Annotated in this window: 21 protein-coding genes and 1 tRNA gene; 5 read left to right on the plus strand and 17 right to left on the minus strand. The window is 62.8% G+C overall.

What is annotated here, in order from left to right:
* Positions 1 to 214: 214 nt before the first annotated feature.
* The 9 genes from VFO25_11775 to ahcY form a co-directional block, all read right to left on the minus strand.
* On the minus strand, positions 215 to 880 hold the full coding sequence (locus tag VFO25_11775) for a hypothetical protein (protein ID HET9343581.1): 666 nt from the start codon (positions 878 to 880) through the stop codon (positions 215 to 217).
* An 800-nt stretch (positions 881 to 1,680) separates the two neighbouring features.
* Positions 1,681 to 2,844, minus strand: a complete 1,164-nt coding sequence (locus tag VFO25_11780) for an XRE family transcriptional regulator (protein HET9343582.1) — start codon at positions 2,842 to 2,844, stop codon at positions 1,681 to 1,683.
* A gap of 213 nt (positions 2,845 to 3,057) precedes the next feature.
* The gene (locus VFO25_11785; GenBank protein HET9343583.1) at positions 3,058 to 3,480 is read right to left on the minus strand and encodes a hypothetical protein; all 423 of its coding nucleotides are present in this window, start codon (positions 3,478 to 3,480) and stop codon (positions 3,058 to 3,060) included.
* A 354-nt stretch (positions 3,481 to 3,834) separates the two neighbouring features.
* Positions 3,835 to 3,910, minus strand: a tRNA-Asn gene (locus VFO25_11790).
* A gap of 42 nt (positions 3,911 to 3,952) precedes the next feature.
* Entirely contained in the window at positions 3,953 to 5,377 is a 1,425-nt protein-coding gene (hemG, locus tag VFO25_11795; protein ID HET9343584.1) for a protoporphyrinogen oxidase, read from the minus strand.
* Positions 5,374 to 6,399 (minus strand): ferrochelatase, encoded by a 1,026-nt coding sequence (gene hemH / locus VFO25_11800; protein HET9343585.1) that lies wholly within the window; start codon positions 6,397 to 6,399, stop codon positions 5,374 to 5,376. Before hemH ends, hemG begins: the two co-directional genes overlap by 4 nt.
* A complete protein-coding gene (gene hemE, locus VFO25_11805) occupies positions 6,396 to 7,427 on the minus strand; it encodes a uroporphyrinogen decarboxylase (protein HET9343586.1) in 1,032 nt (343 codons plus the stop codon). The genes hemH and hemE overlap by 4 nt, the downstream gene beginning before the upstream one ends.
* Before the next feature lie 19 nt (positions 7,428 to 7,446).
* Positions 7,447 to 8,685, minus strand: a complete 1,239-nt coding sequence (metK, locus tag VFO25_11810; GenBank protein ID HET9343587.1) for a methionine adenosyltransferase — start codon at positions 8,683 to 8,685, stop codon at positions 7,447 to 7,449.
* Positions 8,686 to 8,722: 37 nt separating this feature from the next.
* Positions 8,723 to 10,093: an adenosylhomocysteinase gene (gene ahcY / locus VFO25_11815; GenBank protein HET9343588.1), complete on the minus strand. Its 1,371-nt coding sequence runs from the start codon at positions 10,091 to 10,093 to the stop codon at positions 8,723 to 8,725.
* A 136-nt stretch (positions 10,094 to 10,229) separates the two neighbouring features.
* Here ahcY and VFO25_11820 point away from each other — a divergent pair, with 136 nt between their 5' ends.
* Together VFO25_11820 and VFO25_11825 are read left to right on the plus strand one after the other, a co-directional pair.
* Entirely contained in the window at positions 10,230 to 10,865 is a 636-nt protein-coding gene (locus tag VFO25_11820) for a cyclodeaminase/cyclohydrolase family protein (GenBank protein ID HET9343589.1), read from the plus strand.
* 1 nt (position 10,866) lies between these two features.
* The gene (locus VFO25_11825) at positions 10,867 to 11,721 is read left to right on the plus strand and encodes a bifunctional 5,10-methylenetetrahydrofolate dehydrogenase/5,10-methenyltetrahydrofolate cyclohydrolase (protein ID HET9343590.1); all 855 of its coding nucleotides are present in this window, start codon (positions 10,867 to 10,869) and stop codon (positions 11,719 to 11,721) included.
* A gap of 75 nt (positions 11,722 to 11,796) precedes the next feature.
* On the opposite strand, the gene VFO25_11830 is transcribed toward VFO25_11825, so the two are convergent.
* Entirely contained in the window at positions 11,797 to 12,318 is a 522-nt protein-coding gene (locus VFO25_11830; protein HET9343591.1) for a hypothetical protein, read from the minus strand.
* A 98-nt stretch (positions 12,319 to 12,416) separates the two neighbouring features.
* On the opposite strand from VFO25_11830, the gene VFO25_11835 reads away from it, so the two are divergent.
* The 3 genes from VFO25_11835 to VFO25_11845 all read left to right on the plus strand — a co-directional run bounded on the left by VFO25_11835 (position 12,417) and on the right by VFO25_11845 (position 14,671).
* Positions 12,417 to 12,968, plus strand: coding sequence for a sigma-70 family RNA polymerase sigma factor (locus VFO25_11835; protein HET9343592.1), 552 nt, complete (start codon positions 12,417 to 12,419; stop codon positions 12,966 to 12,968).
* Between the two features lie 136 nt (positions 12,969 to 13,104).
* Complete coding sequence (locus tag VFO25_11840; GenBank protein HET9343593.1) at positions 13,105 to 13,596, plus strand: zf-HC2 domain-containing protein; 492 nt, start codon at positions 13,105 to 13,107, stop codon at positions 13,594 to 13,596.
* Positions 13,574 to 14,671 (plus strand): sigma-E factor regulatory protein RseB domain-containing protein, encoded by a 1,098-nt coding sequence (locus VFO25_11845; protein ID HET9343594.1) that lies wholly within the window; start codon positions 13,574 to 13,576, stop codon positions 14,669 to 14,671. The genes VFO25_11840 and VFO25_11845 overlap by 23 nt, the downstream gene beginning before the upstream one ends.
* A gap of 304 nt (positions 14,672 to 14,975) precedes the next feature.
* Here the strand turns inward: VFO25_11845 and VFO25_11850 are convergent, their stop codons facing one another.
* From VFO25_11850 to VFO25_11880, 7 genes are all read right to left on the minus strand, one after another.
* Entirely contained in the window at positions 14,976 to 16,004 is a 1,029-nt protein-coding gene (locus VFO25_11850; GenBank protein ID HET9343595.1) for a histone deacetylase, read from the minus strand.
* Positions 16,005 to 16,038: 34 nt separating this feature from the next.
* Positions 16,039 to 17,574, minus strand: a complete 1,536-nt coding sequence (locus VFO25_11855; GenBank protein ID HET9343596.1) for a tetratricopeptide repeat protein — start codon at positions 17,572 to 17,574, stop codon at positions 16,039 to 16,041.
* 13 nt (positions 17,575 to 17,587) lie between these two features.
* Positions 17,588 to 18,568 carry an electron transfer flavoprotein subunit alpha/FixB family protein gene (locus VFO25_11860; GenBank protein ID HET9343597.1) on the minus strand — a complete coding sequence of 327 codons (981 nt, stop codon included), beginning with the start codon at positions 18,566 to 18,568 and terminating at the stop codon, positions 17,588 to 17,590.
* A complete protein-coding gene (locus VFO25_11865; GenBank protein ID HET9343598.1) occupies positions 18,569 to 19,360 on the minus strand; it encodes an electron transfer flavoprotein subunit beta/FixA family protein in 792 nt (263 codons plus the stop codon).
* A gap of 110 nt (positions 19,361 to 19,470) precedes the next feature.
* Entirely contained in the window at positions 19,471 to 20,112 is a 642-nt protein-coding gene (locus VFO25_11870) for a response regulator (GenBank protein HET9343599.1), read from the minus strand.
* 104 nt (positions 20,113 to 20,216) lie between these two features.
* Entirely contained in the window at positions 20,217 to 20,750 is a 534-nt protein-coding gene (locus tag VFO25_11875; GenBank protein HET9343600.1) for a type II secretion system protein, read from the minus strand.
* 155 nt (positions 20,751 to 20,905) lie between these two features.
* Positions 20,906 to 21,850, minus strand: a complete 945-nt coding sequence (locus tag VFO25_11880) for a glutathione S-transferase family protein (GenBank protein HET9343601.1) — start codon at positions 21,848 to 21,850, stop codon at positions 20,906 to 20,908.
* Positions 21,851 to 22,141 lie beyond the last annotated feature (291 nt).

Below are 22,141 nucleotides of genomic sequence, written 5' to 3' on the forward strand. Positions count from 1 at the left end.
CACGGTCTATAGATTGGACGCGCCCGTGGCAATACGGGGTAATTGGACGACTGTGCTAGTGCCACTAGTGCACCTATCGCGTTCACACTCGCGTTGTCGAAGGCGTCGCGGAATATATCCGGCGTGAATTCAATATAGCGAGTTGAAATCTCCCGATTCCCGGGCGGGGGGAAAATCGGATCGGGATTTAAGATTTTTACGTCTATTAGTTCTTTCACGCACGTACCATAAGATGGGAAACAAGCGGTGCAAACTTCTTGGTAAATAGGTCGAACTTGCGTCTTAAATCCTCAACGAGCCCAAGCGCGTTATCGGCGGGCGTAGCGAGACAATTGGCATCTACCGACACGAAGAATTTCTTGCTGTTTAAAAACAGGGTTTCGACCTTACAATCAAAGGTTTGACCGGATTCAACATAGACATTTCTAAAACCGCCACCCAAGTGCGTTGAGCCATCGGGCGTCAGTGCTTTAAATACATCGGATTTTGCGTCAATCGCTTCGAGTGACGTACCTGGAGCCGCGTCAAATGAGCCCGCAAAATAGATGCCGTACGGATATGGAGGTTTGAATTCTAGGCCGCCTAGCACAAGGTCGATCGGGAAAACGATCGTCGCAAGAATAATTTCTGGGTCCATCGGCGCGTTGGTCGCGAATTGAATTCTGTCAGGGGTAAGTATTACGGACGCGCTACCATTCGCAGTATTGAAATACCACTCGTCCTCGTCGCCCTTGGTCACGGTTTGAAACTTGGAGATCAAGCGGTTTGTCAACACCGTCACAACTGCATCTGTAATAGGCAACGGCGGCCGCATGATAACAAGCCGAACGGAGTCGACGGAGAGAGCTGGATCGGTGCGCGGGGTCGGGGCGACCTTCATGGTATCTGTCCCAAATTGCCCCTTCCGGTCAATGATGCCTTCGGACCTATGGTTCCCCTGATACGGTTATCGGAGTCTATGGCCTCATATACTACCGAGCTGGTTTCCGGCAAGTTTCTGCGTTCCATTCGAGCTAAACCACGCGGTTCTTGGATTTGTGGTAGGCTAGTCGCCACGGAGGGTTGGCCGAGCGGCTGAAGGCACCCGACTTAGGATGGGGTAGCCAAATCCCGTAGGACGGACTACCGATATGAGTTACCGCAAACCCTTATTTAGAAAGGCTCTGCCGAACGTGCCGCGCGGGGAGAATTGCCGAACGTGAGGCTCAGTTCAGCGGCAGGACGTCCCCTCCGTGCCGGACGCAGGCCGGACAGATAGCCCATGCGTGGCTCGGCTTTGAGGGATCGGCGAGCAATTTCCAGCCGGCGGAGCTGTCGGATGCCGAGAGGCAAGCGGCCATCTCGTCCAGCCGTTCGCCGGTCCTTGGATGGGTATTCGACTTGCATCCTGGGCAACCACATCTAAGAGGCTCCATCAAGGGATTCGGCTTTGTGGTGGTCACGGTGCTACCCTTGCATGGGAGGACCTAATGTAATGGAGTACCATCAAGTCAAATGCGAGATCTGCTCATACAGGCGAACCGTTCTCAATAATGCGGTTGCCGAAAGGCTTACGATACAGCATCGGTCGATCCACGGCCACGCTGCCTACCTCGTGACCATATCGCTCCCGCCTCCCAAACGGCCGGTGCAGCTGCCGACCCCGACCAGCGCAATTCGATCCGGCAGAGGATCGTAACCCTAGCGCGAGGCGCGTGATCCATCACCAAGCTTCAGCGTAAGCTCCACATCGTCGACAACTCCAGGCCGTACTTCCTCTTCTTCCAAACCACAATACCGAGCGACGTCAGCACCTTGCAGTCCTACTTCGTCGCACAAGGCGTTGAGATTCTCTGGATCATCGGCCTTAAGAGCACGTATGGCATTCCCCAACAGGCGCGGCTCTTCAGGTGGAATCATATCATCGAACGGTTCAGAGTCACGCCACTTCCTGCGGTTGCGCTTAGCCCAAAATCCACTCTCCGCAGACGCATCGATCATTTCCAAGTCCACGGCCCGCTTCAGCATCGCTCCCACGGACAAATGCCAATGCTGCTTCAAAAGAAGCAGACTATCGAGGCTTACGTACGTCAGAGACTTGCGAAACGACGCGGCGGGCATAAGGAATGCCCGAGCAAATCTAAAGGCCTGATCCTCTACCAACTTGTGAGTATCAGGGTTGAGCTGAAGAAATCGCTTGTCGATATTGCGATGCATGAGCAAATGGCCGAGCTCGTGGGCAACGTCGAATCGGCGATGAACGCCACTAACCTCACGGCAACCAACAACGACTATCGGCCTTCCTCTCTTACTCCACAACGAAAAGGCATCAATAGCGTTGGCCTTTACCAGCTCTGCAACTACGATACAGCCGTTGTTTTCAACGAGTTTTACGACGTCACGTATTACACCGTCTCGAAAGCCCCAATGGCCGCGGAGTGCGGTTGCAGAATCCTCGATCTCAGTCTCTGTAATCTGTCTTGGATCGCTAGGCGGATGGAAATCTGGAATGCTTACTTCGGGAAGCACGACGTACTGTTCGAGCACGGTAACAAAATCGCGCACCCAAGCGAGCTGCCTAGTAACTGCGGCGAGCTGCTTCTTGTTCGTCTTTGATCGAAAGTGTCGAAAAAACACTGGCGACGGCTCGGGCTCCGGCGCCGACCGCGAGAAAAAGTCTACCGGTACGTTCAGTGCCGCACAGAATCGCGCCACCGCCAGGGGGCTGGGTTTGACTCGCCCGTGCTCATACTTGTAAACTACCTGTCGCTGAACGCCTAACTTGCCCGCGAGCTCTTCAAGAGATAGACTGCGACCCTCGCGGGCCTCTCGAAGCCGAGCGAGCGGATGATCCTTACTTGCCATCGTTTGATTCTTTGCGTTTTGGCTTCCGCAGTCTTCGCCCTGCCCGAAGAGGCGTAGTGCGCTTGTCGGCTACAACTTCCACGCGCGCCGTAGATGCTGGCTGTGACAGAACCTCCTCAACTAGACGGACTTGCTCCGAGACGTAGTTCATGTCGTCATCTAAGAAACGAACATCCATAAAAGCGACGACAGACGGGTTGCCCTTCTCGAACCCTAGACGAGTGTGGCAAAGAGCATCTTCGGATCGTCGAACAACGTTGGCTGCGATGGTCGGCTCATTAAACGTTGACGCGGCCGTGGATTGCGATGGCGCGATCGAACCTTCACGAAGGCAAGACGTAGCTGCGGTGATTCGAACAGCACGTAGTGAGTCGACGAACCCTCGTGCTGATATATTTGGATGCTACTGAGCGGTAAGGCACTCTGTAGATCGTCGAGCGCAGCCGCCACCGTTTCTTGAATCTTGAAGTACCGCTGGAGCCCTGCGACATCACCCAAAGGAACTCGCTTGTATTGCGCGCGGCAAAGCGCGACGCCCTGACGCGCGCCGTCAGCTACGGCAGCGCCCAGTTTCCGAAGAACGATCTCCGGCACCAGCGCCAGGAATCGCTCCCGATAGTTACGGTTACGAGCCACGGTTCACCATCCAGTCGTAAAGTGTAAACTCGTGTCATTATCGGTAGTAGTACATAGTTTTTGTAACCCTAGATGCGTAAACCTTGTGCATTTCGTAACCTACAACTGGGTCTATCGTTCGGGGTGCGGGACAGGTTGCATACAATCAGGGCCCAATCAGATCAGAGTCGGCGATCCTGCCGTGCTCGCCGTGTCGACGCTTGTTGCGACCCAGCGTTTCTCGCACGCAGTCGAGTAGTGACGACTTGCTGATCAGATGTCAGCAAGTCGCGACGTTGACGATACTTTGGCGTCAGTGAACTACATCGGAAGAAAAATCAAAAGCCGCAAACCGTTATGGAGTGCGGCTTTACGTGGCTCCCCGAGTTGGACTCGAACCAACGACTTGCTGATTAACAGTCAGCCGCTCTACCAACTGAGCTATCGGGGACCGTTGGCAATAGGCGAATTATAGCAAAAGGGGGACGGTCCTTCAAGCAGGCGACTGGCGTGCGATATGACCTTTCGCGCCGCTCGGTTCGAGCAGCCTAATGATCTTCTCGGCAGCGATACTTGCGCCCGAAATGCAATCGGAGATCGATGGCCCGCTGAAGTAGTTTCCGACGAGAGTCATCTGCGGCAGTCGAGAAATGCCTTCACCGATCGCGGCCAATCTATCGCCGTGACCCAATGTGAGCTGCGGAATCGCCTTCTCCCAGCGAAAGCCGGCGATCACCGATGGCGGCACGTCGACGCCGAGCGCGCGCTGAAGGTCGCGATGCGCGATAGCGACGATCTCATCGTCACGCAGCGATGCGATCTCGCGGTCGCCGCTGCCGCCGAGAAACGCGGTCAGCAACGTGCGATCTCTCGGACACCGATCGTCGAACATCGCCGAGTTCCACGCGCAGCCGAGGATGCGCAATCCGGAGTCGTCACCGCGCAGAAAACCGAAGCCGTGCAGCTCGGCCTCTATAGCGTCGCGCGGGTACGACAACGCGACTTGTGCGACCGGTTCGTACGGTATTTCGCAAAGGGCGTAGGCCGCTTCCGGCTCGAGCTGCGCAAGCAGTCTGCCCGACTCGTACGCGGGAAGCGCGAGCACCGCGTGCCGAGCGACGACGCTCGCCGAATCATCGCCTTTTCCTTGTCGAGTCGAATCCTTGAAGACGAGCTCGACGTTGGCGCCGCGCAAGACGACGTCCGTCACTCGCGCGCCAAGCCGAACGTCATTACCGAGCATCGCGCCGAGCGCAGCCGTCAACCTTTCGTTCCCGCCGGCGATCGCGAGCGGCGTGCGCTGCGGTCCGCGCCGAGCACTGCGTCGACGGGCGATCGCACCGACGAAGACGCTCGTATAGCGTCGCTCGGATTCGACGAGCGCGGGAAACGCGCTTCGCATCGACAGCATCGACGGATCGCCGGCGAAGATCCCGTTGATCATCGGGCGGACGATCGCGTCGATGACGGCCTTGCCGGCTCGTCGCGCGGCGAACGACGAAACGGACTCGTCTTCGTCCGACGAGCGCGCGCCGATGAGCGGCTCGGCGAGCAGTCGCAGCTTGGCAGCCGGCGACAGCAGCGGCGACGCTAGAAATGCCGGCGGCGACGTCGGTGCACGCTCGAGACGGCCGTGCGCGAAGAACCATGGCGTGCCGGTCCGCGCACGCAAGAGCTTGTCATCGAGCGAGAGCGCCGACAAGAGCCTCGTGAATTGTGGAGAGGCGGCGAACGTCTGCGGACCGCCGTCGGCGATGCACCCATCGCGATGGACGCTCGAAATACACCCCCCGACACGATCGCCCGCCTCGAGGACACATGTTCGAAGACCCGCACGTCGCAGCGAGACCGCACAGGTGAGTCCGGTTATCCCTGCGCCGGCGATCGCGACATCGTAAGGGACGAAGGCGGGCGTCATGTCGCCGAGCTTCGCTCGGCATACCACATCGGGTTCGACATCCCGGCGGCGAGCGACGCGATGGCACGCTCCGCGAGGTCCGCCAAACATCGGATGTACGATGGGTGGCATTTCACCGCACACGCGCGCTCGAATTCGGCGATGTGCGAGGCGCGCGCGATCTCTCGATATTGGATGTCGATTTCGTTGAGCGTCTCGACGTGTTCCGTGACGAACGCGACCGGAACGACGCACGCGGCCCGTGCGCCCGATTTGCCCAGCTCTTCGAGCAGCGAATCAGTCGACGGCGACAACCATTTCTGCGGTCCGAGCCGGCTTTGGTACGAGAGATGCGACGGCCCGGGGTGCTTCAATTTCAAGAGCGCTGCCGACATCGAGCGCTTGACGTGCTCGACGTACGGGTCACCCCGCTCGATATAGCTCAATGGCAAACCGTGCGCCGAAAAGATGAGATGCACGTCCGTCGGCGCCGCCGTGAACGAGCGCAGCGCCTTGCGCGTGACGTCGACGAGCGCATCGACATACGACGGTTCGTCGCAATGCTCGTCGATGACACCGAGCGGAGGCCGATAGGCCATCGTCGCCAGCACCCGCCGCAGCTCGTTGACGCTCGAGCGCGTCGTCGCGTACGAGCACTGCGGATAGAGCGGCAGTGCCGCGAGATGCGTCACGCCGTCGCGCTGCGCACGCAACAATGCTTCCGCCGAATCCGGATGCCAGTTGCGCATAGCGACGTAGACCGGCCACGACCGTCCGCGACGGCGTAACTCGTCGCGCAGACCATCGGCTTGCGCTTGCGTCTGGGCTCGTATCGGTGAACCACCGCCGATCGATGCGTAGAGCTTGCGCGACGTCGGAGCGCGCCAGGTCGCGATGAGTTCGGCCAACGGCCGAATGAGAAGCCGCGGCGCGTTATCCGCGAGCAGATCGCGGAAGAAGTTGCCGAGAAACGGCCGAACATCCGACAGCGTCTCGGGTCCTCCGAGCTGGAGCAATACGACTCCCGGGCGTACCTCGCTCACGCGGAAAGCCCCACGACCTTCGGCGCCTCGACGAAGGCGCGCGCGCACTCGATCGGCGTCGACGGCAAGATGCCATGCCCAAGGTTCAAGATGTGGCCGATGGGCCCGGCAGCATCAATCGCTTCGTGCGCCGCCGCGCTCACGACCAAAGGTGACGAAAGGAGGATACACGGGTCGACGTTTCCCTGAACGGCGACAGCAGGCCCCAACCGTTCGCGCGCATGTCGAAGATCGAGCCGCCAGTCGACGCTGACGACGTCGGCGTTGCACTGCGCGATGAGGTCGAGCTTGCCGGCGCAGCCGTTGACGTAGATGATCGCCGGAGCGCCCGTTTCGCGGATCGCACCGATGACTTTTGTTTGGTAGGGAAGCGCGAATTCTTCAAACGCCGCGGGGGACAGCTCGCCCGCCCATGTGTCGAAGACCTGGATCACTTGCGCGCCCGCGCGAACTTGCGCCGCGGCGTAGAGAGCACAGAACTCGGCGAGCTTCGCGAGCAGCGCGTGCACGACCGCGCTTTGCGTGTAGAGCATCGTCTTGATCGTGGCGAACAAGCGCGAGCCGCCGCCCTCGATCAAGTACGCTGCGAGCGTGAACGGTCCGCCGACGAAGCCGACGAGCGCCGCTCGATCGCGCAGCGCAGCGCGCGTGAGACGCAGCGCTTCCATCGCGTACGATAGCGAAGACTCGGGATCCGTCACTCGCAGGCGTTCGACCGCAGCCATCGATCGGACCGGGTCGTCGATGTGCGGACCGCCGTCGCCGAACGAGACGGGCGCGCCCATCGCTTCGACCGCCATCATGATGTCGGAGAAGATGACGCACGCATCCATACCGAATCGCTCGATCGGTTGTAACGACACCTCGCTCGCGAGATCGGGCGACTTGCATAGCGTGAGGAAGTCGACCCGCGATCGGACGGCGCGATATTCCGGGAGATAACGGCCGGCCTGCCGCATCATCCACACCGGCGTGCGGTCGACCGGCAAGCGTTTGCACGCCGCGAGAAAACGTTCCGGCGCGGTCATGCTCCGCACGCGATGACGCTCAACTGAGAACGGTGCGAGGAAAGTTCTCTTCGTTTTCCTTGATGCCGGCCGCGTCGCGTAGCTTGGCCGCCAAGTCGGTCCGCTCCCATGGCAGATTGAGATCCGGCCGTCCGAAATGGCCGTACGTCGCGGTCTGCCTGTAGATCGGCCGGCGCAAGTCGAAGGCCTCGATGATCGCGCCCGGGCGCAGATCGAAATGCGCGTCGACGAGTTTCGCGATCTCCGATTCCTCGATGCGATTCGTGCCGAAGCACTCGATGAAGACGGAGACCGGCTTCGCGACGCCGATCGCGTAGGCGACCTGGATCTCGCAGCGATCGGCGAGGCCGGCGGCGACGATGTTCTTCGCGACGTAGCGCGCGGCATAGGCCGCCGACCGGTCGACTTTCGTCGGATCCTTGCCCGAGAACGCACCGCCGCCGTGGCGCGCCATACCGCCGTACGTGTCGGCGATGATCTTGCGGCCCGTGAGGCCGGCGTCACCGAGCGGGCCGCCGATGACGAAGCGGCCGGTCGGATTGACGAAGAACTTCGTCTGCTTGTCGATCGCGAGATCCGCCTCGACCGCCGGCCTGATGACGTGCTGGATGACGTTATCGCGGATCATGCCTGAATCGTAGCCGTCCGCATGCTGCGTCGAGACGACGATCGTGTCGGCACGCACAGGCTTGAAGCCGTCGTACTCGACCGTCACTTGTGCCTTGCCGTCCGGCCGCAGGAAGTCGACGATCTCGTTCTTGCGGACGGCGGCGAGCGTCTTGGTGATCCGATGTGCGAGGACGATCGGCAACGGCATGAGCTCTTTCGACTCGCGACACGCGAATCCGAACATCATGCCCTGGTCGCCCGCGCCGAGCTTCTCCGCCTGGCTCTTCTGCCGCGAACCGGTATCGCGCCCTTCGAACGCCGAGTCGACGCCTTGAGCGATGTCGGGCGACTGCTCGTCGATCGACACGGAAACGCCGCACGTCACCGCGTCGAAGCCGACGGCGGAATCGTTATAGCCGATGTCGCGGATGACGTTGCGGACGATCTTCGGGATGTCCACGTAACACGTCGTCGACACCTCGCCGGCGATGTGCACTTGCCCGGTGATGACGAACGTCTCGACAGCGGCGCGGCCGTTCGGATCTTGCTCGAGGATGGCGTCAAGGACCGCATCCGAGATCTGATCGGCGATCTTGTCGGGATGCCCTTCGGTGACGCTTTCGGATGTGAAAAGACGACGGTATTTCATCCGTGCTCCTTCGGTCGAGGCGTGGCGGCTTCCCGCGCTACGTGCCTTCGTGCCAGGATGCGAGGTACTTGCGCTGCTCGGGTGTGAGCGCGTCGATCGAAACGCCGAGCGCGGCGAGTTTCAGTCGCGCGACTTCTTTGTCGATCTCTTCCGGCACCCCGATGACCGCAGGTGCAAGAGTGCCGCGCCGGAGGACGAGATATTCAGCCGCGAGCGCTTGGTTCGCGAACGACATGTCCATGACGGCGGCCGGGTGACCTTCGGCAGCCGCAAGATTGATGAGACGGCCTTCGCCGAGCAGACAGATCGTGCGACCGTCGCCCATGTGATATTCGTCGACGAACTCGCGCGGTTTCGATTTCTCGCCTTCGGCGAGCCGCTCGAGCGCTTCGATATCGATCTCGACGTTGAAGTGGCCGCTGTTCGCGACGAGCGCGCCGCTCTTCATCGACATGAAGTGCTCTTCGCGCAGGACGCCCGTGTTGCCGGTGACCGTGATGAAGATGTCGCCGCGCGCTGCGGCCTGTTCCATCGGCATGACCGCGTAACCGTCCATCGCCGCCTCGAGCGCTTTCGTCGGATCGATCTCGGTGACGACGACTTGCGCGCCCATCCCGCGAGCACGCTGCGCGATGCCGCGCCCGCACCAGCCGTAGCCGGCGACGACGATCGTCTTGCCCGCGAGCAGGACGTTCGTCGCGCGGACGATGCCGTCGAGCGTCGATTGGCCGGTGCCGTAACGGTTATCGAAGAGGTGCTTCGTCAGCGCGTCGTTGACCGCGATGATCGGATATTTGAGGACGCCTTCGCTCTCCATGCTGCGCAGGCGGATGACGCCGGTCGTCGTCTCTTCCGTTCCACCGACGATGCCGTCGAGTTTTTCGGGGAATTTCGTGAGGATGGTCGTGACGAGATCGCACCCGTCGTCCATCGTGAATTGCGGCGAGGTCGCGACGACCGATTCGATGTGCGAATAGTAGCGCGCGTGATCTTCGCCCTTGACGGCGAAGACTTTGACGCCGTGATCGGTGGCGAGCGTCGCCGCGACGTCGTCTTGCGTCGAGAGCGGATTGCTCGCGCAGATCGCGACCTCGGCGCCGCCCGCGGTGAGCGCGAGAACGAGGTTCGCCGTCTCCGTCGTCACGTGAAGGCACGCGCCGACGCGGAGCCCCTTGAAGGGCTTTTCCTTGCCGAAACGATCGCGGATCGCCCCGAGCACGGGCATGCTTTGGGCCGCCCATGCGATGCGTTTGCGGCCGGCGGGAGCGAGCGCGGGATCTTTGATGTCGCGAGAAGCCGCGGACGAGCTCATCTGCGTCGTCGACAAGACGTGGTTCCTCCGGCGGGGGAAGTGCGCCGACGCGGATCGCGGCAAGGTGATGTCGTCGACGGAAGGGAGGCGGAACAACTTCGGGTCTTCCCTCGTGAATCCTGGGCTATGAGGCCGGCGCGCGAACGACGGATATCGCACGCGCGACAAGGACAGGTCCTCGCCCGACTCAAACAAGGCCGACACTTCGCCATTTCTCCGGAGGAGACGAACGTTGAACGTATCGACCCTCGCGCTCGAGGCGTATGCGCGCAAGCTCGCGTCGGCTGACCCGACGCCGGGCGGCGGCAGCGCGTCCGCGGCCGTCGGTGCGTATGCCGCAGGTCTCGTCTGCATGGTCGCATCGCTCACCGCAGAGTCGCCGAAGCACGATGCCGTCGCGCAGCGCGCGAAAGAGATCGGCGAGCGGGCGCGCGGCTTGATGGAAACGCTCTTGCGCAGCGTGGACGAAGACGTGACGGCGTTCGACGAAGTGTCGGCAGCGTATAAGCTTCCCAAGGCGAGCGATAACGACAAAGCCTCTCGGAGCGCAGCCATCCAGCGCGCGCTGCTCGCAGCGACGGAGCCGCCCATGCGCGTCATCGATGCAGCCCTCGAAGCGTGTCGGCTCGCGGCCGAACTCGTCGACTTCGGCAATCGCAACGCGATAAGCGACGTCGGCTGCGCAGCGCTCTTCGCGGGCGCGGCAGTCCAGGGGGCGGCGCTCAACGTCGGGATCAACACGAAATCGCTCAAGGATCGCGTCGCAGCCGACGACTATGCGAGCCGGACGCGTGAAGCGCTCGCGCAAGTCGATCTCTTGACCGAAGTCATCCTCGGCAAAGTCAACGCCGGCATCGCTGGGGCGTGACATGTCGACGGCGCAGATGATCGACGGCCGCGCGATCGCGGCGGTCATTCGAGAAGACGTGGCCGCGCGTGCGCGCGCGCTCAAGGAGCGCGCCGTCGTGCCCAAGTGCATCGCGATCGTCTCCGAGGGTGACGCGCCCGGACTTCTTTACGCGCAAACCGCACGTCACGGCGGCGCTCAGGTCGGCGTCGAGATCGAGATCGTGCCTATCGGCGCCGGCGCCGACACGAGCGGCGCGCTTGCGATCCTCGCGCGCGTCGTCGAGGAGCCGAGCGCTCACGGCGTCATCATCCAGCGGCCGCTGCCAGAACGCATCGATGAAGCGCGCGTCGTCGAGGCGATGGATCGTCGCAAGGACGTCGACTGCTGTCACCCGCAAACGTTCGGCCTGCTCGCGCTCGGCCGGCCGCTGTTCGCGCCCGCCACTGCCGTCGCGGTCATGGAGCTATTGAAGCGACCGCCGGCGCCGACGCTGCGCGGTGCGCGCGTCACGGTCATCGGCCGTTCGCCGATCGTCGGTCGGCCCGTCTCGATGCTTTTGATCGCGGCGGACGCGACCGTCACGGTCTGCCACTCGAAGACCGCGGATCTCGGCGACGAGTGTCGTCGGGCCGATGTTCTCGTCGTCGCGATCGGCAAACCGAACTTCGTGACGGCCGACATCGTGAAGCCCGGAGCCATCGTCGTCGACGTCGGTACGAACGTCGTCAACGGCAGGCTCGTCGGCGATGTCGATGCATCGGTGCGCGACGTGGCGGGGGCCGTCACGCCCGTTCCCGGTGGCGTCGGTCCGGTGACGACCGCGGTTCTCCTCCGCAACATCGTCGAAGCCGCCGAACGACAGACCAAAAATTAACGACGCACATCGAAATGGAGCGGTCGACCTTCACGGTCGACCGCCGCGGCCTTGATGTATGGACGGAGCGGTCTGCTACGCTTTGCCGAAGTAGATGAGGACTCGGCGCTCGTCGCGGAAGCCGACGAGACCCTTGCGCTGACGGCCGCGCTGAACGGCGTCGAGCGCGGAGACGACCGACTCTTCCTGGATGGAAGCGTCGTCTTCGCCTTCTTCAGCCGGCGGATTGACGACGAGACGCTCGCCGAAGGTCTGCGAGACGAGGCCGACGAGCATCGCGATCTCATCCCGCCCGATGCTTTTGGCATCGCGCTCGATCTCGACGAACGTGAGATCGTCTCCGCTGGAGAAACGGACCGCGACATCGGCCTTAGCGCCGCGTCCGAGCGAGCGGAGCGCTTGCGTGTGTTCGACGACGCTCCGCCTGAACCGCGAGCGCTCGCCTGCGTCGAGAACAGCACGCACGATGAAGAAGAATGCGATAGCCGCCGATCGCGGCTTGATGATGATGCGAGAGAGTTCGGGGTGGCGGACGAGGAGTGAGACGATGAGATTGACGGAGTCGTTCGTTTCTTCTGGGGCGCGTTTGGCGATCACGCGGTGAGCGTTCTAAGTCGGCGAAGCGCGCCCTCTCAAGGGAATCGCGGACGCTGCTCCAAAGCCCAGGCACCGTGACGCCGCGAACACGCGCGCCCATGGCGCCGCCGACGCCCGAGCAAATCGAGTTCGTCGAGCGTGCGATGGAGCGATACGGCCGGCAGACGTACAACTATGCCTATCGCCTGACAGGCAACGAGCCGGACGCGCGCGACCTGACGCAAGAAGCGTTCATCCGGGTCTTCCGGGCGTGGGAGTCGTTCCGTGAAGGGACGTCGTTCCTGTCGTGGATCTACCGGATCGTCACGAACCTCTATCGTGACGAGCTACGCCGGCGCAAGGGCATCTTCACGCAGCCGCTTCCGGAGGATAACCAACCGCAGGAACGCGGTCCCGACGTCGAGTCGCACGATCCGATCGCGGTGATGCACGAGCGCCAGCTCTCCGCTTCGATGGATCGGGCGCTCCGCACGCTCTCGCCGGACCAGCGCGCGGTCGTCGTCCTGGCGGACGTCGAAGAGTATTCATATCAAGACATCGCGGACACGATCGGATGCTCGATCGGCACCGTTCGTTCGCGGCTGCATCGCGCCCGCGCTCAACTCCGAAAGGCCGTGCTTCGCGAACAAGCCGAGGAAGGCGCTCAGTGATACCTAGAGCGGACCGCAAAGCGGAACGTGGGTGCTTTAGGCGACCTACGGCTCTCAGAAGCGCACCTCCAGGAAACGATGGACGACATCTCAGCGTTATTTCATTTGGAGTCGCCGATTCTAAGGACGTGATACCGTGACCAACTGCAACGACTGCCGCCTGCTGCTCGTGGACTACGAGCGTGGCGAGCTCGACGCCGCTCGCGACGCTGCGATGCATCAGCATCTGCAGTCGTGTTCCGCCTGCCGCGAACAATGGGAAGCCGACATGGCGCTCGTCGAGTCGCTGCGCGCGTGGAGCGCACCGCGCGAATTCCCCGCGTCGATCCTTGCTAACGTCCGCCAGGCGATGCACGCCGAGCGGCCTCCGACGTTCATGGAGCGCTTGAGCGCAGCGCTGCGTCCGGCCTACGCCGCGCCGATCGCGGCTGCGCTGATCGGCGTCGTCATCTACACCGGCTACCACCGTTTGGGCACGCCGCCGCCGACGCTGACCGGCATGGACTTCGTCCGCGAGCATGTCGCGCAGACGGCATCGCTGCCGTCGAGCGATCGCGCGTGGTCCACCTACGTCCTGACCTCTGCGAACATCGTCAGCTCATCGGATGCATCGCAGTCGACTCCGTAACGCGATCGCCGTCGCAGCGGTCGCGCTGGCATCGATAGCGCTCGCTTTTGCGAGCGCTTCGGCGCGTTCTTCAGCTGTCGCGGTGGTGGCGGCTCCGGCCGCTACGGCTTCGCCCGCGTCGACCGCATCCCCGACCGCTGCCGATCTGCTGCGCGCGGCGTCGCGTGCGGACGACAGCACTTCGTATACGGGGACGACGACATCGGTCATCTACAGCGAACACGGCGCCGACTCGACAGTCGTCCGCGTCGACCATCAGGCGCCCTCGAAGTGGCGCATGTGGTACGTCGCCCCCGCCGACGCGTATGGCCGGCTCATCGTCAGCGATGAGACGACGACGTATCAATACGAACCGAAGACCGCGACCGTCTATAGCGAGGCGTGGGAGCAAGCGCCGGCGCTGACGCTCGACCTCGATACCGCCAAGGTGCTCAAGAACTACTCCGGAGACATCGGCCCGAGCGCCGATATCGCCGGCCGCAAAGCGATCACGATTTCGCTCGTCTCGAAGTATAATGGTGTTCTCGCCCAGCGTGTCTGGATCGACGCCCAGACGAAGATCGTCCTCGAGCGCGAGACCTACGACGCAGATGGGACGATCTCGTCGAAGACGAGCTTCGACACGATCCGCATCGTCAACGCCCTGCCGAAGGACCTCTTCGACCTATCCGTGCCGGCTGGTATGCACGTCGAGCCGGGCACGACGTACGGCAAAGCGGTCGGCAGCATCGACGCGATCCGATCGGGTGTGCCGTTCACCATCATCAGCCCGCAATACGTGCCTCAAGGGTTCACGTTCGATCAGGCGTCGCTCGGCACGCGCAGCGGCATCCAGACCGTGCAATTGCTGTACACCGATGGCCTGCGGGACTTCTCAGTATTCGAGAACGCCACCGATCGGCTGCCGGATCTTGCGAGCCCCCGTCAATTCGAGGTTGACGACACGACCGGGATCACCGACGAGATCGCCGGCGAAACGCTCTTGTCGTGGAATGCCAACGGGCTCAACATCACGCTGGTCGGCGACATGCCTGCAAAACTGCTGGCCCGCATCGGCGCCTCCGTCCGTCCCTAGATCAGAAAAGGATGGAGCGGTCGTCCTTTACAGTCGACCGCAGACGAGCTCGCATTGAAGTCGATGTAGCGGTCGAGCTTTAGCTCGACCGGAGACGAGCTTCGCATCGAAGCGGCTTGTAGCGGTCGAGCATTAGCTCGACCGGAGAGGAGCTCGCGGTTGGAAGACCGCGGCGGTCGACCCTAAAGGTCGACCGCTCCATTCTGAAAGGCAAGACCGCGGCGGTCGACCGTAAAGATCGACCGCTCCTTTCTGAAAGGCAAGACCGCGGCGGTCGAGATAAATCTCGACCGCTCCCATTCTCTTAACTAAGTATTTTGGTGACCATCGTGCGGAGGCGCGGGTCGGCCGGCATCGATGCGTCGGGGACGTGCACGTCGCCCGCGTGCTTGCCGAAATCGTAGGCGACCTTCGCCGCGCTTTGGCGCAGATTGTCGAGAGAGTAGCCGCCTTCAAGTATGAACGCAAGCGCGGCGCGGTGCTCTTCTGCCACGCTGCCGATGAGCGCGCAAAGCGCATCGACCGCGCGCGGAGCGACAGGAAGGCCGGCGATCGGATCGCCTGCGAGAAAATCGAACCCGGCCGAGACGAGGATCGCCCTCGGTTTCAGCTTCGCAGCGAGCGGCGGAAGCAGCGCCGCCCATACGGCGATGAAATCATCGGTCATCGTCGACAGCGGCAGCGGGATGTCGACGACGAATCCGTTGTCGACGATCTGCGACTCGGAGAACGCGCCGGTTCCCGGGTACGCCGGATACGCATGCGTCGAGATGAAGCCGATCGGGGCACCTCCGTCGCTGAGCGCGTGCTCGACCCACGCCTGCGTGCCGTTGCCATGATGGTAGTCGAAATCGACGATGAGCGTCGCTCCGAGCCGCTCGCGCGCCGCCTGCGCGGCGACGGCGATATTGTTGAAGACGCAAAAGCCCATGCCGCGTGCCGGCTCGGCGTGATGGCCGGGCGGTCGGACAATCGCGAGCGACGGCTGGCCGGATGCGGCGAGATCGAGGGCGCGCAGAGCGCCTCCCGCGGCGAGCAGCGCGATATCGAACGATACGTTGGCGACGATCGTGTCGCCGGTCGGCAACTGCGCGACGGCTTCGTCGCCGGCCGGGATCGATGCGCAATAGCGCTCGACGAGATCGACGTAGCGGCGATCGTGAACCGCGGTGATCGCAGATGCCGACGCAGCCGACGGCTCCAAGAACGTATCAGAAGAAAGGCCGCCGGCTTCGAGACCCTCGACAAATGCGGACAACCGAGCGGCCCGCTCTGGATGACCCGCCCCGGTCATATGGCGCGTGTAGCGCGGATCGTAGACGACGGTGAGCATGGGCGACCGGAGCTAGGTCACAAGCCGTCGACGATCAGCCGCCGAGCTGCTTGATGTACGCCTTGGCCTTGTTCGTCGCTTGGCCTTTGGGCACGAGCGCGACGAACTGCTTGTACGCAGCGACCGCGCCCTTCTTGTCGCCCATCTGGCGCAGCGTATCGCCGAGCACGTACCACAGCTGGAAGTCCGGATGCTCTTTCGTCTGATGCGATGCGAGCGCTTCGAAGGCGTCGCGAGCGTCCTTATAGTCTTTCAGGTTGTAGTACGCGAGCCCGAGGTTGAAGAGCGCAGCGTATTGATGATCGATCGCGAACGAGCGCTGGAACTCGTCGCGCGCTTGCGCCCACTGATTTTCCGCGGCGTAGGCCTGACCGAGCCAGAAGAGGGATTCGGGATTCGTCGGGTCCGCGTTGACGAGCGCCGATAGCTTGTCGACCGCCTTCACGGGTTGCTTCAAGCCGAGCAAGTATACTTGCGCCGCAGAGAAGAGCGTCTGCGGATCGCCGGGCGCGAGCACGAGCGCGCTCTCGTATTCCGCGGCCGCCAGCTTGAAGTTGTTCGAGCGCCGATCCCAGTCGCCCTGAAGCACGAGCGGCTCGGGCGACTTCGGATGGTCCTTGATCGCCTGCGCGAACGCGCCGCGCGCTTCGGTCGCCATCTTCTTCGACACGTAGAACTCGGCGAGGTCGTCCTCGGCACGTACGTCGTCGGGCGTCAGCTTGATGATCTGCTGCAGTATCGCGACCGCACCCGGCGTGTCGCCCTTGACCGATAGAGCGTCCGCTTTCGCGCTCAACGCCTGGACGTCGTTGGGACTCGTCGCGAGAATCGTTTGGAACTCGGCGATCGCCGCGTCGGCGTCCGGCTTTTTCTGCCCGAGGTACGAACGGCCGATGAGTATCTTCGCGCGCTCGTCGGTCGGATCGATGGCGACCGCCTTCTGCAGCGTCTGTCGGCCGAGATCGAATTTGCCTTGATCGAGCTGTACGGTGCCGAGCGCCTCGTAGCCGAACGCCTCTTTCGGGAACAGCGTAATGGCGCTGTTCGCGATGCGCTGCGCATCGTCGATGCGGCCCATCTGTAAGTACGTGTCGGATAAGTTCGACAACACCGCTTCGTTCGCCGGATCGTACATGCGCGATTGTTCGAATGCCGCCGCGGCGTCGGGCACGTCGTTGAGCTCGCGGTCGGCCAGCCCGATGTAGAACCAGGTCTGCGCGTCTTCGAGCCCGAGGCTTCGCGCGGTCTCGAGCTCGTCGCGGCCTTGGCTCGGGTTGCCCGTCGAGACGAGGAGGACGCCGAGCTCCGCGTGCGCCTCCCGGTCGTTCGGGTTATCGTGGACGGTCTGCGTGAGGGTCGCGATCCGCTCTTGCGGCGTCGGTGTCGGCGATTCCGATGGCGACGGGCTAGGCGCAGGCGACCCGTGCGGCCGTGCTGAGGCGGGACCGCCGCCTTGGGCGAGCAGCAGCAACGCTGCGAACACCGCGCAGACGAGCGCTGCTATCGAGATCGGACGCAACGAGGTCTCCTTGTCGACGGCCGCACTGTCTGGCCGCTGCGCATGCCGCATGGTGGATGAACGATCAGGCGCCCCCTTTACGTTCCTTCACGAGTGCGGTCAGGGCGGGCACGATCTGGAACAGGTCGCCGACGACCCCGAAGTCGCAAAATTCGAAGATCGGGGCGTTCGGGTCTTTGTTGATCGCCACGATGAGCCCCGAACTGCGCATTCCCACCTTGTGCTGGATCGCCCCGGAAATGCCGACGGCGATGTACAGCTGCGGCGAAACGGTCTTGCCCGTCTGGCCCACTTGATGGCCGTGCGATATCCATCCTGCATCGACGACCGCACGCGACGCTCCGACGGCACCACCGAATGCTGCCGCCAGCTGCTCGATGATGTCGAAATGCTCCGGACCTCCAAGCCCGCGACCGCCGGAGACGACGACGCTCGCCTCATCGACGCCGAGCTTGCCGGCCTCTTGAGCGACGGCTTCGACGATTTGCGCGACGTAGGTCTTGCCGCTCGCTGGAGAGAGCGACTTCGTCTCGCCCTTGCCCGCCTGCTTGCGGGCGGCGAAGCTGTTCGGACGGCAGACGACGACGCCGAATTCGCTGTTCTTGAAGCCGATCGTGCTGACGACGGTGCCCCCGAATTTCGGCGACTGGACGACGACCGCACCGTCGGCGATCGTGATGTCGGTCGCCTCGGTTATGATGCCGGCGTTCAGCCGCACCGCGAGGCGAGCCGCGATGTCCTTACCCGCGTTTGACGATGGCAGGAGCAGTAGCGACGGCCCTGCCTCGCGCGCGAGCGACTCGAGCGCGTCGACGGCCGGGTCGACGAGGAAGGCGTCGACCTGCACGTCTTCGCCGACGACGATCGCGTCGATCGGCGTCTCCTTGATCGCCTGCGCTGCGTCCGAGGCACCCTTGCCGAGAACGACGGCGGTCGATGTTCCGCCGAGCGCGCTCGCGAGCTCTGCGCCCTTCGAGCACATCTCGGCGCCGATGCGCCGGGTCTTGCCTTGTTCTTGCTCGACGTAGACGATGACGGAGCGCATTTAGATCACCTTCTTCCCGATGAGGAAGTCGACGATCTGACGAGCGGCGTCCGCGCCGTCCGACGACTGGATGACCGAACCTTTCGCGCGCGACCCGACGGGCGCGATCGCGCTGACCGCCGTCTTGCTGCCAGCTTCACCGAGACGAGCGGCGTCAGCGCCGATGTCGCCGGGAGCCAAGGTCTTGATCTCCTTTTTCTTCGCGCCCATGATGCCTTTGAGGGTCGCATAGCGCGGCTCGTTCGCGCTCTTCGTCACCGACACGAGCGCCGGCAGCGGCGCCTTGACGCGCAGGTACCCGCTCTCGGTCTCGCGCTGCACCTCGATGCTGCCATCGCTCACCGTCACGGTTCGGGCGTAAGTCAAGCATGGCACGCCGAGGATCTCCGCAATCGCCGCCGGCACGACGCTATTGATCGCGTCCGTGCTCTGGGTCCCCGTCAATATGAGGTCGAATCCGACGTGCTTGATCGCCGCGGCGAGCGCGTATGCGGTCGCCATCGTGTCGCTGCCGCCGAGCGCTACGCTCGACAGCAGCACCGCGTCGTCGGCACCCATCGCAAGCGCCTTGCGGACGACCTCGCGGCCGCTCTCGGGCGCCATCGTCACGATGCTGACGGTCGTATCGGCGCCGGCCTTCTCTTTGAGGCGGAGCGCCTCTTCGATGGCGTATTCGTCGAACGGATTGAGCACGTTCTCGATCGACGTCCGGTTCAAGCGTTTGGTCGCGGCATCGAACGTCTTTTCAGCGTTCGTGTCGGGGACTTGTTTGACGGCGACGACGATCTTCAACTTGGCGCTGGCCTTTCTGTAGCGGCCGACCTTTATTTCGACCGAAGGCAGGGGTTCACGGTCGAGCCAAAAGCTCGACCGCTACAGGCGGTATTGAGTCAGGTCGCACCTCACGCCGGCGAGTGCGTTGCGCGCAGCTCCGGGCGGACGAGCGAGTTGAGGCGGTCGATGAGATCGTCGGCGCTGTACGGCTTACGGAGCAGCATGAGCGGCCACCGCTCGGCGGCGTGCAGCAGCTCCTCGGTGTCGACGAAACCGCTCGCCACGATGACGTGGATCGCCGGACGGTTCGCCTTGATGTATTCGACGATCTCGATGCCGTCCGTGTCGGGCAGCTTTAGGTCGAGGATGATCGCATCGTAGCCTTCCACGGCTTCGAGTTGGATGAGCGCCTCGCCGCCGTTCAGCGCGACATCGACCGAGAACCCTGCGTCGCGCAGTGCGCGCGCGATGATGTCGGAGAGCATGCGGTCGTCCTCGGTGAACAGGATGCGCCGCGTTCGACGGACGTGCGGTTTCGGACTGCCGTCGGCGACGAATGTTCCGGCTCCGTGGCGCGCTTCGATCGCACCCTCGAGCTGAAGGATCCCGAGCGCTTGACGGACGGTCATGAGCGCGACGCCGTGCTCTTTCGCAAGCGCGGCAGAGGCCGGCAGCTGCTGACCCGGGCGATACGTTCCGTCGGCGATACGCCCACGGATCGCATTCGCGATTGCGAGGTACTTCAGCGGCTTTTGGAACGCATCGGGCATGAGAGTACGACAAACACCAATACAAGCGCCGTTAGGATTGGCGTTAGTTTATCGCCAAAAACCGTCGGGGCCTGCCTTGGCACCGGCCCATTTTTTCGCGCCGGTCAGGGGCTCGTCTGGCTCGGACCGCGCTTTTGGTCCATGCCGCCGGTCTGATTGCCGGACTGCATCGCGTACAGCCCGCGCGTCGAGCAGAACGCGATCGAGTCTTCGGCGTCGTCGTTCGCGAGGAGCGCAAGGAGCGAGATCGACGAGTGGCCGCCCTGGTCGATGATCTGATACTCGGTGTTCGGGTCTTGGCACGAGCCGGGGCCGTTCGTGTATTGATACGGAAGCCCGCTCGCCGGGTCGACGAGGGCGTCCTTCGAAAAATACGGATTCCCCGCGCCGCCGAACATCGCGACGGTGACGTCGCCCTGGTAGTTCGGATATTGCCCGAAATGATCGATCGAATAGGAATCGAGCGCGAAGGCGATCGAGCGCTCGTTCTGCTCGCAGGAGGCGACGTTCGCATTGTCGCGCTCGTGCGCGAACAAGACGAGCAGGATCATCGCTAAGATGGCGATGATCGCGACGACGACGAGCAGCTCGACGAGCGAAAACCCGCGCGAGACCTTGACTGGGTGAATCGACCGCATCGCTGGACCCCCCAAGAACAGCTTCCGTCCGTGCGCTGGCGTGCCTCCGGGCACGAGGTGTGACTTACGTCACATGGGGTTTGTTACATGTGTTGTGCCCGACCGTGGCCAGCAGTAGGCGTACGCCCGCTTACTGTCCCGCCAAGCTCGGTGATCTAGACTCCCGGCTGACCGATTCGCTCCCGCCGGTGCGGCGCAGCAAGGTCCTGAGCCGGCCCGATCGGGACTATGCGCGTCGGGTTGATGTCGTCGTGCGTGATGTAATAGTGCCGCTTGATGTGGTCGAAGTTGACGGTCGACGCGACGTCGTCGATTTGGTAGAGGTCGCGCAGATAACCGAACAGGTTCGGATATTCCGCTATCTTGCGGATATTGCACTTGAAATGCCCGTGATAGACCGCGTCGAAGCGCAAGAGCGTCACGAAGAGGCGCCAATCGCTTTCGACCGGCTTGGGGCCGAAGAGATACCGGCTGGTCGCGAGCCGCGCTTCGAGCTGGTCGAGCGATTCGAATAGCCGAAACGCCGCGGCTTCGTATGCGTGCTGCCGAGTGGCGAACCCGGCGCGATAGACGCCGTCGTTGATCCGTTCGAAAATCCACCCGTTGAGCTCATCGATCTCGGCGCGAAGCGGCGCGGGATAGAAATCGACGTGGTCGCCTGCGAACGCCTCGAATTCCGTCTCGAACATGCGCATGATGTCGTCGTCCGAATTGCTGACGATCTGGTGCTCCTGCTTATCCCACAACACCGGCACCGTGACGCGCTTCCTGTACGACGGATCGGTCGCGAGATACGCTTCGCTCAGATACTGGAACCCGTTGACCGGGTCCGGTTCGAAAGTGAAGCGCCAGCCGAGGTCGTCGCGCAAGGGATCGACGATCGTCATCGGTATCGTCTTCTCGAGCTTCTTCAGCTTGCGGATGATGATGGTACGGTGCGCCCACGGACACGCCAGCGACACGTACAGATGATAGCGGTCCGCGGCAGCGTGGACCGGGAACGCCGGATCGGCGTGGACCCAACCGCGAAATGAGTCGCCCTGGCGGACGAAACAGCCCTTTTCGTCGATCTCGCCGGGGAATTGACCTTGGACGATCATGGGCCGCTAGAATGTGCCGAACGACCTCCCGTCACCTGGGGGCGGTCGCGGGCTTTGAAGATCTTGGGGAGCGGTCGAGATTTATCTCGACCCCCGCGGCCTCGCCTTATAGATCTGGGAGCGGTCGAGCTTTAGCTCGACCGCCGCGGCCTTGCCTTATAGATCTGGGAGCGGTCGAGCTTTAGCTCGACCGCCGCGGCCTTGCCTTATAGATCTGGGAGCGGTCGAGCTTTAGCTCGACCGCCGCGGCCTTGCCAGTGCAAGCTCGTCTCCGGTCGAGATAAATCTCGA

The organism is Candidatus Eremiobacteraceae bacterium, from assembly GCA_035710745.1.
Lineage (GTDB): Bacteria > Vulcanimicrobiota > Vulcanimicrobiia > Eremiobacterales > Eremiobacteraceae > JANWLL01.

Excerpts from the sequence above, each read along its gene's own strand:
- metK (HET9343587.1), bottom strand. The coding sequence starts at position 8,685 with ATGAAATACCGTCGTCTTTTCACATCCGAAAGCGTCACCGAAGGGCAT.
- VFO25_11860 (HET9343597.1), bottom strand. The coding sequence starts at position 18,568 with ATGCGCTCCGTCATCGTCTACGTCGAGCAAGAACAAGGCAAGACCCGG.
- VFO25_11870 (HET9343599.1), bottom strand. The coding sequence starts at position 20,112 with ATGCCCGATGCGTTCCAAAAGCCGCTGAAGTACCTCGCAATCGCGAAT.
- VFO25_11850 (HET9343595.1), bottom strand. The coding sequence starts at position 16,004 with ATGCTCACCGTCGTCTACGATCCGCGCTACACGCGCCATATGACCGGG.
- VFO25_11855 (HET9343596.1), bottom strand. The coding sequence starts at position 17,574 with ATGCGGCATGCGCAGCGGCCAGACAGTGCGGCCGTCGACAAGGAGACC.
- VFO25_11845 (HET9343594.1), top strand. The coding sequence starts at position 13,574 with ATGCATCGCAGTCGACTCCGTAACGCGATCGCCGTCGCAGCGGTCGCG.
- VFO25_11875 (HET9343600.1), bottom strand. The coding sequence starts at position 20,750 with ATGCGGTCGATTCACCCAGTCAAGGTCTCGCGCGGGTTTTCGCTCGTC.
- VFO25_11880 (HET9343601.1), bottom strand. The coding sequence starts at position 21,850 with ATGATCGTCCAAGGTCAATTCCCCGGCGAGATCGACGAAAAGGGCTGT.
- hemG (HET9343584.1), bottom strand. The coding sequence starts at position 5,377 with ATGACGCCCGCCTTCGTCCCTTACGATGTCGCGATCGCCGGCGCAGGG.
- hemE (HET9343586.1), bottom strand. The coding sequence starts at position 7,427 with ATGACCGCGCCGGAACGTTTTCTCGCGGCGTGCAAACGCTTGCCGGTC.
- VFO25_11835 (HET9343592.1), top strand. The coding sequence starts at position 12,417 with ATGGCGCCGCCGACGCCCGAGCAAATCGAGTTCGTCGAGCGTGCGATG.
- VFO25_11775 (HET9343581.1), bottom strand. The coding sequence starts at position 880 with ATGAAGGTCGCCCCGACCCCGCGCACCGATCCAGCTCTCTCCGTCGAC.
- VFO25_11825 (HET9343590.1), top strand. The coding sequence starts at position 10,867 with ATGTCGACGGCGCAGATGATCGACGGCCGCGCGATCGCGGCGGTCATT.
- VFO25_11780 (HET9343582.1), bottom strand. The coding sequence starts at position 2,844 with ATGGCAAGTAAGGATCATCCGCTCGCTCGGCTTCGAGAGGCCCGCGAG.